The organism is Aquimarina rhodophyticola (assembly GCF_042434915.1).
Taxonomy (GTDB): domain Bacteria; phylum Bacteroidota; class Bacteroidia; order Flavobacteriales; family Flavobacteriaceae; genus Aquimarina.
In genome coordinates this window covers 449,543-466,775 of the sequence record NZ_CP170198.1, presented here as the reverse complement: position 1 = coordinate 466,775, position 17,233 = coordinate 449,543, and the positions used below count along the sequence as shown (strand labels likewise).

Below are 17,233 nucleotides of genomic sequence, written 5' to 3'. Positions count from 1 at the left end.
TTCTGTTAGTTGTAAAACTTTGTAAAAATAGCAACCAATTCGTCGGGTGGTATAATTTGATTTGGATATTTATGCATTTCACTCAAAACGGTATCCATCGCTTCTGGCCGTAAACCCATTTTTAAACCAATTTGTTTGATCCGATTAATTTCATCTTCGCTAGCGTTACCATCGATATTCATTAAAAGTGTTAAACGGTGAAACTGTAGTATTCTTTGAGATTCTAAAGGTAAGGCTGTACTTTTTACGTTTGTATTAGAAATCCTATCAACTTCATCCTTAGTAATTTCTAATTGCCTAGCCACCGCAACAATAAATTCATATTCTATAGATCTTAACACACCATCTATTTTGGCAAAATTGAGCATTTCTGACAAGAGGCTTAGTTTTTCTTCTTTCTTATACATCCATTTATTTTATTGAACTAAAACTACCTGTCAAAAATCGAGGCTTTTTAATGTTTAAAAATACTTATCTTTGACCAATGGGATTAACAAATAATGATATTTTTAAAAAATTGAGAGTCGCTCACAAATTAAGAGACGATGATATAGTAAAAATTTGCTCACTAGTAGATTTTAAAGTTACAAAAAGTGAGTTAGGAGCTTTTTTTAGAAATGAAAATCACCCCAAATATATGGAGTGTGGAGATCAGATCTTAAGGAATTTTTTAAATGGTCTTATCATTCATTTAAGGGGTCCGATGCCAGAAAAAAAACCAAGCAAATCTTCTGTCATCAAAAAAGAAAAAGAGAGTTAGAAAAGAAATTTTATACCATTATATAAAAAAACGTCTAAATAATTTATTTAGACGTTTTTTTATATATTCAATACTCTAAGTGCTATCCAATAACAGCCTGTACTTTGTCAGCAGCTTCTTGGAACTCAACTGCACTTTGCACATCTAATCCACTAGTATCGATTAGCTCTTTGGCAATATCGGCATTTGTACCTTGCAATCTAACGATAATTGGCACCTTGATAGCATCTCCCATGTTTTTATAAGCGTCAACAACACCTTGAGCAACACGATCACATCTAACAATACCACCAAAGATATTAATTAAAATAGCTTTTACATTTTCGTCTTTTAGAATTAGTCTAAAAGCTTCTTCAACACGTTTTGCATCCGCAGTACCTCCAACGTCCAGAAAATTAGCTGGCTCGCCACCTGCTTGCTTTATTAAATCCATAGTAGCCATGGCAAGACCTGCTCCATTGACCATACATCCAACATTTCCATCAAGATCAACGTAATTAAGTCCAACTTCTTTAGCTTCAACTTCAATTGGATTTTCTTCACGTATATCACGCATTTCGACATAATCTTTATGTCTATACAGTGCATTTTCGTCTAAGGTAACCTTGGCATCAACCGCCATAATTTTACTATCACTAGTTTTTAATACTGGGTTGATTTCAAAAAGTGAAGAATCAGATTCGACATATGCTTTGTACAGATTCGCAACGAATTTTGTCATTTCCTTAAAAGCCACTCCGCTCAAACCTAAGTTAAACGCTATACGACGTGCCTGGAAAGGTAACAAACCTACTGTTGGATCAATTTCTTCTGTAAAAATTAAATGTGGTGTCTCTTCTGCAACTGTTTCAATATCCATACCTCCTTCGGTTGAATACATTATCATATTACGACCAGAAGTTCTATTTAATAATACTGACATATAAAACTCATCTGGTTCGCTATCTCCAGGATAATAGACATCCTCTGCAACCAATACTTGATGTACTTTTTTACCTTCTGCCGAAGTTTGAGGAGTGATCAGATTCATTCCGATTATTTGTCCTGCAATTTCTTCAACATCTTTTAAATTTTTAGCCAGTTTTACACCACCGCCTTTACCACGTCCACCAGCATGTACTTGTGCTTTGATCACGTGCCATCCTGTACCGGTTTCTTCTGTGAGCTGTTTAGCCGCAGCAACTGCTTCTTTTGCATTGTGTGCAACTATACCACGCTGAATGCGTACACCAAAGCTGCTTAATATTTGTTTACCCTGATACTCGTGTAAATTCATAGTTTTATTTTTTACCTTTTTAATAGGAGTTCCAAAAATATGAAAAGTGAGGTAACTGTGCCAATCTTTTACCTTAAAAAAGTATTTGTAACTTTTTGACCGTTATTTCCAGTTTTCGGGCTTTTGTTAAAATGAACAATAGTAGACTCAATGATTACACTAGTATACCACTAATTTTTCAATCACATTTCAAAATCTTCAAAATCTAAGGGGTCAAAATTTTTAAAGTGACCATTCATTTGAATTACAGTCTTGGTTCGATTAATTTCTTTAATAACAGGCAACGTAATCCTAAGATGATTCAGTATAAATTGCAACCTCTCAATCTCATTAAATAGTGTTAATAACTGGTACTCTTGCTGTATTGATAAACCTATTTTGTGCGCGACTTGATAACTTGTAATTGGAAGATTAAAAGATGGAGCATTATCAATACTAAGTTCTATATAGAGTTTATGTATAGTATGTAATACTTCTGCCTGTAATGATTGAGAGGTAATAACATCATTCTCTTGAAAAAGAACATCTCCTCCTGCATAAAGTTTGCCTGGTAATTGCTTATAAAATTTATCAATTTTAAAAATACGCTTTCCAGTACATAAAATATCAATCTCCCCCTCTTTATACGTGTTTTCGATTCGTTCTAATGCTACTTCGGTTCCATATGCTTTTACCTTATTAATATACACAGGTATTCCAAAAGTACTTTTGGAATTATTAATCTCTTTTATAAGTTCCTTATACCTGGGCTCGAATATATGGAGTGGTACTCGTTCTCCTGGATAAACAACCGAGGGTAGTGGAAATAGTGCTAATCGCATTTTTATTCTAAAATTAGTGATTCTCCATTCTTATGCTTCATAAATGAGAGTTAAAAAAAATGAACGTCGCTTCAAAAGTGTGATATGTTATGTTTTTGAGGTACAAAAAGAAGAAATTTTAATATAAAATAGTACTTTCGTATCCTTAAATTATAATGCCATGAAGAATTCAGATTTATTAGAGATCGCAGAACAATTTGGAAATCCAGTGTATGTATATGATTCTGCCAAAATTGCTGAGCAATATGACCGACTAGCAAACGCATTTAATAAGGTTAAACAGGTGAAGTTTAACTATGCGGTAAAAGCTCTTTCTAATGTTTCGATCCTTAAATTAATGAAATCTTTTGGTGCAGGTTTGGACACAGTGTCTATTCAAGAAGTACGTTTGGGATTACATGCTGGTTTTGCACCAGAAAATATTATATACACACCAAATGGCGTCTCGCTAGAAGAAATTGAAAGTGTGTCAAAAATGGGTGTTCAAATAAATATTGACAACCTCTCGATACTGGAGCAATTTGGAACAAAATATCCAAAAACACCTGTTTGTATACGTATTAATCCACATGTAATGGCTGGCGGTAATAGTAATATTTCGGTTGGACACATCGATAGTAAATTTGGAATTTCAGTTCACCAAATTCCTCATGTATTACGTATCGTTGAAAACACAGGAATGCATGTTAATGGGGTTCATATGCATACTGGTAGTGATATTCTTGATATTGAAGTGTTCTTGTATGCAAGCCAAATTTTATTTGATACTGCAAAACACTTTAAAGATCTTGATTTTATAGATTTTGGTAGTGGTTTTAAAGTTCCATATAAACCAAATGATATTGAAACAAATATTGAAGAATTAGGGCAAAAATTAACTAAGCGTTTTAATGCTTTTTGCAAAGAGTATGGTAAAGATCTAACATTAGGGTTTGAACCAGGAAAATTTCTTGTAAGTGAAGCTGGTTATTTTTTAACCAAAGTTAATGTTGTAAAACAGACTACTTCTACAGTTTTTGCTGGCGTAGATAGTGGATTTAACCATTTAATACGACCTATGTTATATAATTCTCATCACGAAATTATTAATATTAGCAATCCTAATGGTAAAGAACGTTTTTACTCGGTAGTCGGATACATATGTGAAACAGATACATTTGCTACAAATCGAAGGATCTCAGAAATAAATGAAGGAGACATTCTTGCCGTCAAAAATGCAGGAGCTTATTGTTTTACAATGTCAAGTAATTACAACTCAAGGTATCGACCAGCAGAAGTATTATGGCACAACAACTCTGCTCATTTGATTCGCAAAAGAGAAGTATTTGATGATCTTTTACATAACCAAGTAGAAATAGAGATTAACGCAGAGGCCACTATGGTAAACTAACATAAATAAAAATCAAAAAAAAGCTCCAATTAAATATTTAGTTGGAGCTTTTTTTACTGAATAAAATGAAAATAACATCAATTACATTTTTCTAATATTTCTAATCAAATATTCTAGTCCATTTAATTTTAACTCGTAAATAGTTTGAAGTTGTTTACCCAAGGTTCCCGAAGGAAACCCTTTTGTATGATACCATACAATATAATATTCTGGCAAATCAATTAAAAAATAACCTTTAAATTTACCGTAAGGCATTTTGGCAGTAGCTAATTTAACTAAAAATGCTTTTTGCGAGTCAGTGTCCATAAACAAACACTTATTTATTTAGCATACTTACTATAGTATTGAATTAATCGCTTCACTTTAGCTTCCCATTTCTTTTGGCTTACCTTATTTCGTGAATGATCAGTTTCGAGATCATATTGTTCTTGCATATTGGTTCTCATACGCTCTACAAGCTTATACATTTTATTTAAATCTCGTCTTATGTTTTTTCCAGGCTGATACTCCTTTAATCGTTTTCGCATAATTCGAGCATGCAGTTCAGAAATGTCAAAATGTAATTGCTCATGTGCCAAAAGATAGTCTGTCATTTGCCCTTTCTTTACCCATGATAGTAGTGGGTAACAAAAGCTATCAACATCATATTTAAGCTCTATCGCCTCCTTATCTTTACTGTAGGACCATTGGTAGGTAATTCCTGTATTAACACTGGCGTCAAAATCATTATCCATTCTAGGATCTCCACGAAAATCAGACCAATCTAATGTACTTTTTTCGGTATAAGAAAATCTTTCAACATAACCATTATTTAAAAAAAATATAGATAAAAGTATAGTAAAAAAATTACTCATAATTATAAAATTATGCCCTACACATTTTCATTAAATATCACCTTCAACAATCTAACAATACGGGGCACAGTATTGCATACAGTTACGGCAATTTATTCTTAAATTAATACATTTTTTTAATTTAACCTAGCAACCAATAAGTGGATACTTAAGAAAAACTAAATTTAGTTTAACAAAATCAATTTTCATACCATAATACTAAAAAATTATTCTAACTACAATAAGATTGAATCAAAAATAAAAATTTTATAGCATTAAGCCATTGAATTACAAAAATGTAACTTTTATTCCAGTTATTAAAATTAATTTTCAAATCAATTTAAAAATGGATAAAGTTTAAGTTTTTATTATTCGACTGCTGTTAATTTCAGGTTTTCATCGAATCGAATTAAGTAGGAAGCTTTGTTATAATATCCTCCAGAAACCTTCTTGGCATAATTAAATTTATTCTCTACGTACTCTGTTGTTCCTTCATAAGTGGCTGCTTGATATACATTGTCTGCGGTACCTAAACGCATCAAAATATCATAAGTTATATCATAGCCTCTCACAGCATACTTATTGGGTGCAACTCCATATTTTCTTTTATAGCGTTCAACAAATGGTATACGTTTATTTGAATCGTCTTCGTACTCCTTGTCTATAGAGGGGAAATGTAAATGTAAATTTGATAAATGCACATTATTTACGCTATCATTTTCAAAGGCAGCATTTTTATCTGTTGTAAATAGAGTAATTTTATGACTTTCAAATTTTGCATTAAGTAAAGGTGTTACATTACTTATCATGGCAATATCATCTGATTCTAAAAATACCCAGTTTGGTTTGTTCTCATCCAAAACTTTCAATAAATCTTCTTCATAAAGAAAGTTACCTTCTTGAATTTTGGCAACTTTTGCTGTAGGAAATGCATCTATAAGTTTTTGTCTTACTGCTTCAAATTTTTTACCCTGTTGAACGATAAGAATAATATTTTTATCTATCGTATCTTTTTGAACATAGGTTATAACCTTTTCTTGAAGCATTATATCCGATGGACGTGTTTGAAAGAAATTTCCGTATAACTTAGACTCTTTTTTGGTTATCGGCGAGAACACTGGCACATCATAAGACTTTAACTCTTCAGCAACTAGTTCTACGTTAGCTTGATACAGCGGACCTATAACTGCATTCATGTCCTTAAAATTATTTTCTCTGATAATTTTTTTGAGATAGGAAGCATTGTTATTTTTTTTGGTGTCAAAAACATTAAGTTCTACAGTGATACCCTTTTCCTTTGCAGAATCTATTGCTGTCAAAACACCACTATAGAAATCGAGTGCTACGCGAGTTCCTCGCTTTGCTTTCAAAAAATCCTCTGTATCCTGACGTTGATTCATATTAAGTGAATCTAGACTGAAAGGTAACATTACAGCGATTTTTTTGGGTATAAAGTTATACAACTTACGTTCTAAGTTGATAGATTGCCCCTCGGCAAAATCAAAGGCAATAGAGTCTTTAATTTTTGGTTTTGGAACTGTAATTACCATACCTGCCTTGAGCCCGTCTTTTATGTAAGGATTAATTGCAAGTAATGAGTCAGACGAAATATCTAATCTACGTACTAGAGAGAACATCGTCTCTTTTGGCTTAATTTGATACAATTCAAAACCAGAGTCCAATAATTCTTCGTATCCAACAAATACAGTACTAGGAACAGTAATTTGCATACCGATCGGAAAATCTGGATCCATTGCGGGATTAAGTTTTTCTAAATCGCTAACCGATATACCATGTTTGCGAGCAATACCAAATTTTGTATCCTTTGGTTGAATTGTATAACTAGTCGTTTTAGAAACACCTCTAATTAAGCTATCATCCTGTTTAGTTACAGTTGCACTATTTTCATACACGGGGATTCTAAGTTTATCCCGTTTCTTAATTTCTTCAGAATATAATCTTTTATTATGCTTTTTAATTTCATCGATAGTAATGTTATACTGTCTTGCAATACCGTACAAAGTTTCTTTACGTTCTACTTTATGTATTTTAAAGCTGACAACCTTTGGCTCTGGCACAACTTTTAAACTATCCAAAATAGCTTGCTTTCCCGTCGGATCATCGGTATCGACCCCAGCTGCATTTGATTGAGGTAATTTTCCTACTCTTAAAATTTCACCAAGATTTATTCCATTACGAGCTTCTGGATTGTAAATAAAAACCTCGGCTGTGGTAATTCCATAACGTTTGGCGATATTATATACTGTATCCCCCTCTCCTACTACATGAGTTTTGAATTCTTGATTATTAGTAATTGGAATTGCAAGAATTTGCCCTTCTTTGATCCCATCTTTTGCAGTAGGGTTTATTCTATAAATAGCTTCAGAAGTTGTATTATATCGTTTTGCAATTCTAAAAACATTTTCTCCTTTAGCTACCTTATGACTTTTATATTGCTGCGCATATATTGTGGTGGTGAACATGCAAAATAAAGCACAGAAAAACAATATTTTTTTCATCCCTATCGTTGTATTAATTTATTTTAAAAACGTTTATTTCACAATCCCTACACTTAACTAGTATCATTACAGGACTACTCCCATTCTATAGTTGCTGGTGGTTTTGAACTAATATCGTATACTACTCTATTAACGCCTTTTACTCTATTTATTATCTCGTTTGAGGTCTTTTGTAAAAACTCATATGGTAAATTTACCCAATCGGCTGTCATTCCATCTGTACTTTCTACTGCACGTAAAGCTACACAATTTTCATAGGTTCGTTCATCCCCCATAACACCAACTGTATTTACGGGTAGTAAAATTGCCCCTGCTTGCCATACCTTATCATACAAACCGTTTGCTCGTAGACCATTAATAAATATGGCATCAACTTCTTGCAAAACACGTACTTTTTCTGCTGTAATATCTCCCAAAATCCGAATGGCCAATCCAGGTCCTGGAAATGGATGTCTGCCCAACAATAAAGGATCAATTCCTAAAGAAGCTCCTACACGTCGTACCTCATCTTTAAATAACATACGTAAAGGTTCTACTATTTTTAATTTCATAAAATCTGGTAATCCTCCTACATTGTGATGAGACTTGATAGTTACAGAGGGACCATTAACCGAAACAGATTCTATAACATCAGGATAAATTGTACCCTGTCCTAACCATTTTGCGTCTTCAATTTGATGTGACTCATCATCAAAAACTTCGATAAAAGAATTTCCGATGGTTTTTCTTTTCTCTTCTGGATCACTTTTTCCCGCTAACGCATCCAAAAAGCGTGCCGAAGCATCAACTCCCTTAACATTAAGTCCCATCCCTTCATACTGTTTAAGTACCGACGAAAACTCATCCTTACGCAATAATCCGTTATTTACAAATATACAATGTAAATTACTACCTATTGCTTTATGTAATAATATAGCTGCTACCGTAGAGTCGACGCCCCCGCTTAATCCTAAAACCACTTTCTCGTTTCCTATTTTTTCTTTCAACTCGGCAACGGTGGTTTCTACAAAAGCGTCAGGTGTCCAATCTGGAGTTACTCCAGCGATTTTTATTAAAAAATTATCCAAAAGTTGTTTTCCATCTGTTGAGTGATATACTTCTGGATGAAATTGGATTGCATAGGTTTGTTCTCCTTCAATTTTATAAGCAGCATTTGCTACGTCTGTGGTTGATGCCAAACGCACTCCATTTTTTGGTAAATCTTTTATGGTATCACTATGACTCATCCAAACCTGAGAACCATCGTTAATCCCTTCAAAAAACTGGTCTTCTTTGATCAAAATAGAAAGATTAGCTCTACCATACTCTCTAGTAGCCGATGGCGCTACTTGTCCTCCATGAAAATGTGCTAAATATTGTGCACCATAACAGATGGCCAATAAAGGTAGTTTTCCTCTTATTTTTGATAGATCGGGATGTGGCGCATCTTCTGATCTAACAGAGAATGGGGATCCTGATAAAATTACAGCTTTAAAGTCCGAAACATTTTCGGGAAGCTTATGATACGGATGGATTTCACAATAGATGTTCAACTCTCTAACCCGTCTAGCGATTAACTGAGTATATTGTGATCCAAAATCTAAAATGAGTACGTTGTTTTGCATAGGCAAAAATAAAATTAAATTAAGAACTCCGAAATCCTAAATGACTTAATTTTTCACTTCGTTAATATTTTTATAAACATAGACTCTAACGCTTAAAAAAACTTACATGTACTTACCTTTATCTAAAAAACACATGCACGCTATACAAGTGAAATTCATTTTTATTATTCTTCTATGCGGCCTAGGTTATAGTAGCTGTATGAGTAAGAAATTTTTGACTAAAAACAAACTCAGTCTAGAAACAACTTCTTTTCTTTCCATACCAATTGATTCAACCGAAACGAATGGATCCATTACAACGTTAGACAACAAATCTGATTGGAAATTTAATTTAAAATCTCCTAAACTTGAACCTAACAAACGTTATCCTCTATTTATTTCACTGCATGGCGGAGTAGCCAGTAAAAATCATCTAAAATTTAGCAATTGTTTAGTGGCTCCTGCATTCAGCACCATAGAAAGTTTTATTTTTAGTCCATCGGGAGCATGGAGAACCTGGAGCCTAACATATTTACAAAAACGAATTGATGATTTTATTTTTTTGGCCAAACAGCATTGGCCTATTGATCCTGATAAAATTGTTTTAATCGGTTATAGTAATGGCGCCTTGGCTGGTTGGGAACGAGCACAAGATCCCAATACTCCTTTTTCTGCTTTTATTTTGATGGCATCTAGCGGCAAAACAAATGAGATCATTACAACACCTACCTACGTAATTCAAGGTACCAAAGATCAACTTTTCTCATTTAAGAAAGTTCAAAAAAGAATAACTGAGGCACGTAAAATCGGTTCAAAGTTGACTTTTCATAGTGCAATTGATAAAACTCATATCAAAGCATGTGACTATGTGGACGAATTAAGTACTGCTGTTAATTGGTTAGAAAATTCTGTATGGAAATGATTTATCTCATAGTAATAGTTTATGATTATAAATACCTTAGATTCTAGTAAATAACTTTAAGAACATGATTGATTTAATTTTTAAGGCGATACAACAAGATTTAAAGACTGCTATAACACAAAAAGATCATCCGTTTCGATATTTTGCTTTAGCCACAAATGATTCTAATAATATTCCACACGTACGCACTGTAGTTTTAAGGGATCTAGATACTAACTTACATCTATATGCCTATACCGATAAGCGTTCCAAAAAAATAACACATCTACAACAAAATCAAAAAGTAAGTCTTCTTTTTTTGGACAGAAATCGTTTTATACAATTATCCATCAAAGCAACTGCACATCTTGTAACAGATCCATTTACCCTAAAAAAAATCTGGGAACAAATTCCAGATCCCTCCAAAAAGGACTACACTACGCAGCAAACTCCTGGAGAAACCCTTAAAGATCCAACTGCTATTGATTATTTAGAAACAAAACATTTTTTTACCGCCTTGAAGTTTATTCCAGACGAGATAGAATATTTACGTTTAAAACGTCCAAATCATATACGTGTGCAGTTTAAGCTATTAAAAAATGAATGGAAAGGTGTTTTTATAGCTCCATAAAGTTGCCGCTGCTATGGCATTGTAAGAATCACAAACTCTAATCGTAAAGGGTCTAGGGTTTTAAGTAAAGTATCGATAAGATTTTGACCATATTCTAGATAAAACTCAGAAAAATTCTTAGTTCGTTCTTGCAAACTTTGATTAGGAAAAAGTTCATTTTGTAATTTGGTAACGCGCTCTACATGATCTTTTAATTTAAGTCGTTGTGCTTTTAACAAACGTGTTTCTAACACGTCCAATCCCTTTAACTGTTTGACTTCTTGAGCCTTTACCGCATTAATAAAAGAAACATCTGTTTGTGCTGCAAGCTCATACAAATTAGAAAACTGATCTTTAAGGTGATTGCGTTGGGGCGTAAGGTCAATATTGATATTGGATACTTGTCGTACCTTTCTATTAATCAACTCATGAGATTTGAGAAATAAATCTTTATCAGATACTTCTAATTTATTTTGCTTTTTTGCAAGTTTCTGATTTTTTAGTAATATAGAATTTCTAAGTAATAGTATCGGAAAAGAGGTTTTCACAGCATCAAAATACTGTTTTAATTCAAGCCAATATGCTAATTCTCCGCCACCACCAATATAGCAAAGATTTGGCAAGATTACTTCTTGATACAAAGGACGCATCATTACATTAGGACTAAAACGCTCTGGAAATTCTTTTAATTCTTGTAAAATATCCGTTTCACTCCACACAATATCAGTTTCGTTGACATAATACGAACTTTCTCGTTTTATAATACGTTCTCTCAAACCATTAGTTAAATAAAAAAGATTAATTTCTCGAGAATTCACTTGTACAGTATATCCAAGATCTGCCAATGCATTTGCCGTAGGGAGTATTGAATTATAACTAGTTTGATGCAATAGCTCGCTCTCAACATACGGAGCAAAAAGCTGTTTGAGTGATCTATCGTCTCCATCTAGAATCACTAAACCAGAATCCCCGAATAGTGCATTAGCCAAAAATCGAGTAGCTTCAGTTAGTGTAGCATGAGTTAGATAAGCTTCCTCAAACAATGATTTTAATGTATCTGCATTTGTACCAAGTCCAATTTCTAATGAAAATACCTCAAGAATTTTATCTAAACCTTCAAGATCCATTCTTCCAACGGCTCCTTCAGCAGTCCTATTCCACTGCAATTTTTTACCTTTGAAATTAAAAAAATTGATTTCTTCAAAGTCATGATCTTCTGTAGCCATCCAATAAATCGGCACAAAATTTTGAGTAGGATACGTCGCTTTTAATCGCTTTGACAAATTGATTGCAGAAACAATTTTGTACAAAAAATATAAAGGGCCTGTAAATAAATTAAGTTGATGCCCAGTCGTAATTGTAAATGTTATATCTTTTTTTAATGCCTGTATATTACTTTTGGTAGCAGATGATGCATCGATTCCTTCGTACTGCTTTTCTAGAGCTGAAACCAGTATGGCTCTTGTGTCTGGATCGTAACTTTGTTTTTTTTCAGCAATTTGATCTGAAAACTGTTCAATACTAGGAAATCTATTGTAAAATGACTTTAATTGACTCTTTTGATCTAAATAATCCATAATAAGGGAAGAAAAATAACCCGAATCTTTAAATGAAATATAGTCACTTGGCATAGTTACTTTTTTAAAAAGGATAAAGATACATTAGATTGTTAATTCAAATCCTAATTTTACGTTAATACCGATTAGAAATGTGCAGTTTTGCTTTTAATAATACTACGCATCTATACCGGTTATCCACTATAAATTGTACTAAGTGCAAAAATTATCCATAAATTTAGGCCTTTAATTAAAAACTAATTTTTATTCAATGAAGAAAATAATTTTAGTCTTCTTTTTCACACTATTTGGATTCTGGATGCATTCACAAACTAGCATCCCTTCTCCAGAAAAATTTTTAGGTTATGCAATTGGAGAACAATTCACACGTCATGCAGATGTAGTACGCTATTTTGAAGCTGTAGCTAATGCGTCAGATATGGTTACGTATAACACTTATGGAAAAACAAATGAGCGGAGACCTCTTACATATGCCGTAATTTCTTCAGCAGAAAACTTAAAAAACATTGAAACTATTCGACAAAATAATTTATCGAATGTTGATGGTACAAAACCTTCAACCACCCCCAAAGTCGCTCTAGTATGGCTTAGCTATAATGTACACGGTAATGAAGCCTCAAGTACCGAGGCTGCCATGAAAACTTTGTATACCTTGATTACCGAAAAACAAGAATGGCTATCAAACACGGTTATCATCATGGATCCATGTATTAATCCTGATGGACGTGATCGTTATGTCAATTGGTATAATCAAACTAGAGCAACGCCATATACGATCGATCAACACGCAACAGAGCACAACGAACCATGGCCAGGAGGAAGACCCAACCATTATCTATTCGACCTTAATCGAGATTGGGCGTGGGCAACTCAAATCGAAACGCAGCAACGCCTCAAAATATACAACCAATGGATGCCCCATATTCATGTAGATTTTCATGAACAAGGGATCAATGAACCTTACTATTTCGCTCCCGCAGCAGAGCCCTTTCATGAAATAATTACACCGTGGCAACGGGATTTTCAAACACAAATTGGTAAAAATCATGCCAAATATTTTGATAAAGAAGGCTGGTTATATTTTACAAAAGAGCGTTTTGATCTACTATATCCCAGTTATGGTGATACCTACCCTACTTTTATGGGAGCTATTGGCATGACCTATGAGCAAGCTGGTCATGGACGTGCTGGTTTAGGAATTCAAACCGACGAAGGTTATATACTTACACTCAAAGATAGAGCAGATCACCATACAACAACAGGTCTATCTACTATAGAAATCGCTTCTCAAAATGCCACCAAATTGAATGATGAATTCAGAAATTTTTTCTCCTCTACTATTGCTAATTATAAAAGCTACGTGTTACAAGGACATCAGGATAAGATTGATGCACTGATTGAACTTTTAGAAATGCATGATATCCAATACGGCTTTAGTTCAAATGCCGCGATCAAGGGATTTGATTACACGAGTGCTAAGCTTGTCAAGCAGACCACCAAAAATGCTTTGGTAGTTAGCACTAATCAACCTAAAGGTGCGATGGTTACGGTACTTTTTGAGCCAAAGACCAAAGTCAGTGATCCTTTAACCTACGATATTACTGCTTGGGGTATTCCTTACGCATACGGATTAGAGGCAATTGCGTCAAAAACGCTAGTTCCTCACACTAAAAATAAAAGTAATACGGTTACTATACCTACTACAAATCCTGAGGGTGCTGGTTATATTGCAAGGTGGAATAGTGTTAAAGATGCCGCTTTTATGGCTGATTTACTAAGGCATAATATCAAAGTACGCTTTAGCGAAAAGGACTTTACCAACGGAACCGAAACTTTTAAAAAAGGAAGTTTAATTATTAGTAAAAGTGATAATCGCACCCTCAAGAACTACGACTCTACTGTAATTGAGATTGCCAAAACTCACAAGAGAAATATTGTAGCAGCAGCTTCAGGTTTTGCTACAACCGGAGTCGATTTTGGCTCTCCCGAAGTAAAATTAATTAATAACCAAAAAATTGCTTTACTCAAAGGATCACACACCTCATCATTGAGTTATGGTGAACTGTGGCACTTTTTTGAAAAAACTTTGAAATATCCAATCACATCCATTGATACTGACTATTTTAAAAGCATAGATTTGCAACAATATGATGTTTTGATCTTACCCGATGGCGCTTTATCCACATACTTGGACAAGACAACGATTAGTACATTAAAAACATGGATTGCCAACGGAGGAAAAGTGATTGCTATCGGTAATGCAGTTGAAGCGTTTGTTAATAAAGAAGGATTTGATCTTAAAAAAAATGTAGCCAACAAAACAGATCAAGATACTTTAGGCAATAAAATTGCCTACGATCAAAGAGAAAGAGAGAGTGTCAAAAATTTTGTTACAGGTACAATTTTCAAAACTAAAATTGATGCTTCGCACCCCATGGCTTTTGGGTATACTAACCATTATTTTAGTTTAAAACTTGGTGCCGATTCTTATAAATTACTTCAAAATGGATACAATGTAGGTTATATTGATATCCCAAAGGCTATCGCTGGCTTTGCAGGAAAAGACGCTTTAAAAAGGTTAAAAAACTCCTTGGTCTTTGGCGAAGCTCGTATAGGAGATGGCAATATTATCTATATGGTAGATAATCCTATGTTCAGAGCATTCTGGGAACATGGAAAATTATTTCTAGTTAATGCCATATTCTTTACAAATTCAAATAAATTTAGAATCTAATTACTCAATCATGAATATTAAAAATAAAGTAACTAAAAATGTAACCTTAGGGTTACTAGTAGCATTAACCGTGAGCAGTTGCTCCGAAAAAAAAGAAAAGGTGACAACCGAGATTAAGAAAGAAACAACAAACATTCTTTTGGAAGAATGGACTGGACCGTATGGAGGTGTTCCCGCATTTGACAAAATGAAAGTTACCGATGTACAGACGGCTATAGAAAAAGGAATGGTTCAAAGTCTTGAAGAGATTGAGGCCATCGCTACAAATCCTGAACCACCTAGTTTTGAAAATACAATAGTGGCTATGGAAAAATCAGGAAAAGCACTAGATCGTGCTTTTACCTATTACGGTATCTGGAGTAGTAATATGTCCTCTCCAGAATTTAGAGACATACAGCAAGATCTAGCACCAAAAATATCTGAGTATCGTTCAAAAATATCTCAAAACCAACAATTGTTTGATCGAATCAAATCAGTTTATGATGCTTCTCAAAAAGATTCATTGCCTGCAGATCAACAACGTGTGGTTCAATTAGTATACGAAGAGTTTGCTATGCAAGGGGCTGCGCTAGATGCAGAAAAGAAAAAACGCTATGCAGCAATTAATAAAGAACTCTCAAAATTATATACTGAATTCTCAAATAATGTATTAGCCGATGAAGAAGGATATGTAACACTTTTAGAGAAAGATCAATTAGGCGGTTTGTCTGAAGGATTAATCAAAGCATATGCAAAGGCAGCAGATGATAGAGGTCATCAAGGAAAATATGCCATTACAAACACACGTTCTTCAATGGATCCATTTCTTACCTATTCTACAGAACGGCCGTTGCGCAAAAAGGTATGGGAAACATATTACTCCAGAGGTGACAATGGGGATGAACATGACAATAACAAGATCATTGCCGAAATTTTAAAACTACGCAAAGAGCGTGTAGGCTTACTTGGCTATGATAATTATGCACAATGGAGGTTGCAAAATCGTATGGCAAAAACTCCCGAGAATGCAATGGAGTTAATGAATGCCGTTTGGCCTGCTGCTATCGCAAGAGTTAAAGAAGAAGTAAAAGATATGCAAGCAGTTGCCAATGCTGCCAAAGATAAAATTACTATTGAGCCTTGGGATTATCGTTATTATGCCGAAAAAGTTAGAAAACAGAAATATGATCTTGACTCTGACGAGGTAAAACAATATCTGCAACTAGACAAACTAACCGAGGCAATGTTTTTTGTTGCAGGAGAATTATTCAACTTTAATTTTGCCCCATTAGCAAAAGGTAAAGTACCTGTATTTCACGAAGATGTAAATGTATGGGAAGTAACCGATAAAACAAATGGAAAAATCATTGGACTGTGGTATTTAGATCCTTTTGCTAGACCCGGTAAACGCTCTGGTGCTTGGGCTACAACTTACAGAAGTTATACAAGTTTTGAAGGAGAAAAAACAGTACTTGCCTCTAACAACTCTAACTTTGTAAAACCTGCTCCTGGAGAACCTTTATTGGTTTCTTGGGATGATGCAAACACATTTTTTCACGAGTTTGGTCATGCTTTACACTTTTTTGCATCCAATGTAAAATATCCAACTCTCAATAGCGGTGTTCGTGACTATACCGAGTTTCAATCCCAATTGTTAGAACGTTGGTTATCCACTGATAAAGTAATTAACACCTACTTAGTGCATCAAGAAACTGGTAAAGCAATGCCAAAAGAATTAATTCAGAAAATAAAAAATGCGTCAACGTTTAATCAAGGTTTTGGTACAACCGAATATTTAGGTTCAGCTTTGATTGATATGAAACTTCATTTGGCAGATCCAGAAAATATTGATGTAGATACATTTGAAAGAGAAACATTAGCTGCTATGAATATGCCTAAAGAAATGGTTATGCGTCATCGTACACCGCACTTTGGTCATGTCTTTTCTGGCGAGGGTTATGCAACCGCATACTATGGATATATGTGGGCAGATGTATTAACTGCTGATGCAGCCGAAGCTTTTGCAGAGGCCCCCGATGGATTTTACGATAAGGAGATAGCTGCAAAATTAGTAAAGTATCTATTTGCTCCACGTAATGCTATGGATCCTGCAGAGGCCTATCGTAAGTTTAGAGGACGCGATGCCAATATCGAAGCCTTGATGCGTGATAGAGGTTTCCCGATACCTAAGAAATAAGATAACCTAAAGCATCCAATAAAAGCAGGATTTTATAGCCTATACTCTATAAT

At 34.2% G+C, this 17,233-nt stretch carries 14 protein-coding genes; 6 read left to right on the top strand and 8 right to left on the bottom strand.

The window, feature by feature from the left end:
• Nucleotides 1–5: 5 nt before the first annotated feature.
• The gene (locus ACE939_RS02100; RefSeq protein ID WP_378187130.1) at nt 6–407 is read right to left on the bottom strand and encodes a TerB family tellurite resistance protein; all 402 of its coding nucleotides are present in this window, start codon (nt 405–407) and stop codon (nt 6–8) included.
• Nucleotides 408–484: 77 nt separating this feature from the next.
• On the opposite strand from ACE939_RS02100, the gene ACE939_RS02095 reads away from it, so the two are divergent.
• Nucleotides 485–760: a DUF1456 family protein gene (locus ACE939_RS02095; protein ID WP_378187129.1), complete on the top strand. Its 276-nt coding sequence runs from the start codon at nt 485–487 to the stop codon at nt 758–760.
• A gap of 82 nt (nt 761–842) precedes the next feature.
• Here the strand turns inward: ACE939_RS02095 and sucC are convergent, their stop codons facing one another.
• Nucleotides 843–2,036, bottom strand: a complete 1,194-nt coding sequence (gene sucC, locus ACE939_RS02090) for an ADP-forming succinate--CoA ligase subunit beta (protein WP_378187128.1) — start codon at nt 2,034–2,036, stop codon at nt 843–845.
• 182 nt (nt 2,037–2,218) lie between these two features.
• Nucleotides 2,219–2,857, bottom strand: coding sequence for an LON peptidase substrate-binding domain-containing protein (locus tag ACE939_RS02085; protein ID WP_378187127.1), 639 nt, complete (start codon nt 2,855–2,857; stop codon nt 2,219–2,221).
• A 160-nt stretch (nt 2,858–3,017) separates the two neighbouring features.
• On the opposite strand from ACE939_RS02085, the gene lysA reads away from it, so the two are divergent.
• Nucleotides 3,018–4,247, top strand: a complete 1,230-nt coding sequence (gene lysA / locus ACE939_RS02080) for a diaminopimelate decarboxylase (RefSeq protein ID WP_378187125.1) — start codon at nt 3,018–3,020, stop codon at nt 4,245–4,247.
• 81 nt (nt 4,248–4,328) lie between these two features.
• Here the strand turns inward: lysA and ACE939_RS02075 are convergent, their stop codons facing one another.
• The 4 genes from ACE939_RS02075 to guaA form a co-directional block, all read right to left on the bottom strand.
• The gene (locus ACE939_RS02075; protein ID WP_378187124.1) at nt 4,329–4,553 is read right to left on the bottom strand and encodes a DUF3820 family protein; all 225 of its coding nucleotides are present in this window, start codon (nt 4,551–4,553) and stop codon (nt 4,329–4,331) included.
• 14 nt (nt 4,554–4,567) lie between these two features.
• Nucleotides 4,568–5,101: a hypothetical protein gene (locus ACE939_RS02070; RefSeq protein WP_378187123.1), complete on the bottom strand. Its 534-nt coding sequence runs from the start codon at nt 5,099–5,101 to the stop codon at nt 4,568–4,570.
• A gap of 347 nt (nt 5,102–5,448) precedes the next feature.
• A complete protein-coding gene (locus ACE939_RS02065; protein ID WP_378187122.1) occupies nt 5,449–7,599 on the bottom strand; it encodes a LysM peptidoglycan-binding domain-containing protein in 2,151 nt (716 codons plus the stop codon).
• Between the two features lie 74 nt (nt 7,600–7,673).
• Entirely contained in the window at nt 7,674–9,203 is a 1,530-nt protein-coding gene (guaA, locus tag ACE939_RS02060) for a glutamine-hydrolyzing GMP synthase (RefSeq protein ID WP_378187121.1), read from the bottom strand.
• A gap of 199 nt (nt 9,204–9,402) precedes the next feature.
• Between guaA and ACE939_RS02055 the strand changes: the two genes are divergently transcribed.
• Nucleotides 9,403–10,104, top strand: coding sequence for a hypothetical protein (locus tag ACE939_RS02055; protein ID WP_378187120.1), 702 nt, complete (start codon nt 9,403–9,405; stop codon nt 10,102–10,104).
• A gap of 64 nt (nt 10,105–10,168) precedes the next feature.
• Nucleotides 10,169–10,714, top strand: a complete 546-nt coding sequence (locus ACE939_RS02050) for a pyridoxamine 5'-phosphate oxidase family protein (protein WP_378187119.1) — start codon at nt 10,169–10,171, stop codon at nt 10,712–10,714.
• An 11-nt stretch (nt 10,715–10,725) separates the two neighbouring features.
• On the opposite strand, the gene bshC is transcribed toward ACE939_RS02050, so the two are convergent.
• On the bottom strand, nt 10,726–12,324 hold the full coding sequence (gene bshC, locus ACE939_RS02045; protein WP_378187118.1) for a bacillithiol biosynthesis cysteine-adding enzyme BshC: 1,599 nt from the start codon (nt 12,322–12,324) through the stop codon (nt 10,726–10,728).
• Nucleotides 12,325–12,520: 196 nt separating this feature from the next.
• Here bshC and ACE939_RS02040 point away from each other — a divergent pair, with 196 nt between their 5' ends.
• Together ACE939_RS02040 and ACE939_RS02035 are read left to right on the top strand one after the other, a co-directional pair.
• A complete protein-coding gene (locus ACE939_RS02040) occupies nt 12,521–15,004 on the top strand; it encodes a M14 family metallopeptidase (RefSeq protein ID WP_378187117.1) in 2,484 nt (827 codons plus the stop codon).
• Between the two features lie 10 nt (nt 15,005–15,014).
• Nucleotides 15,015–17,180: a M3 family metallopeptidase gene (locus ACE939_RS02035; protein WP_378187116.1), complete on the top strand. Its 2,166-nt coding sequence runs from the start codon at nt 15,015–15,017 to the stop codon at nt 17,178–17,180.
• The last annotated feature ends 53 nt before the right edge of the window (nt 17,181–17,233 follow it).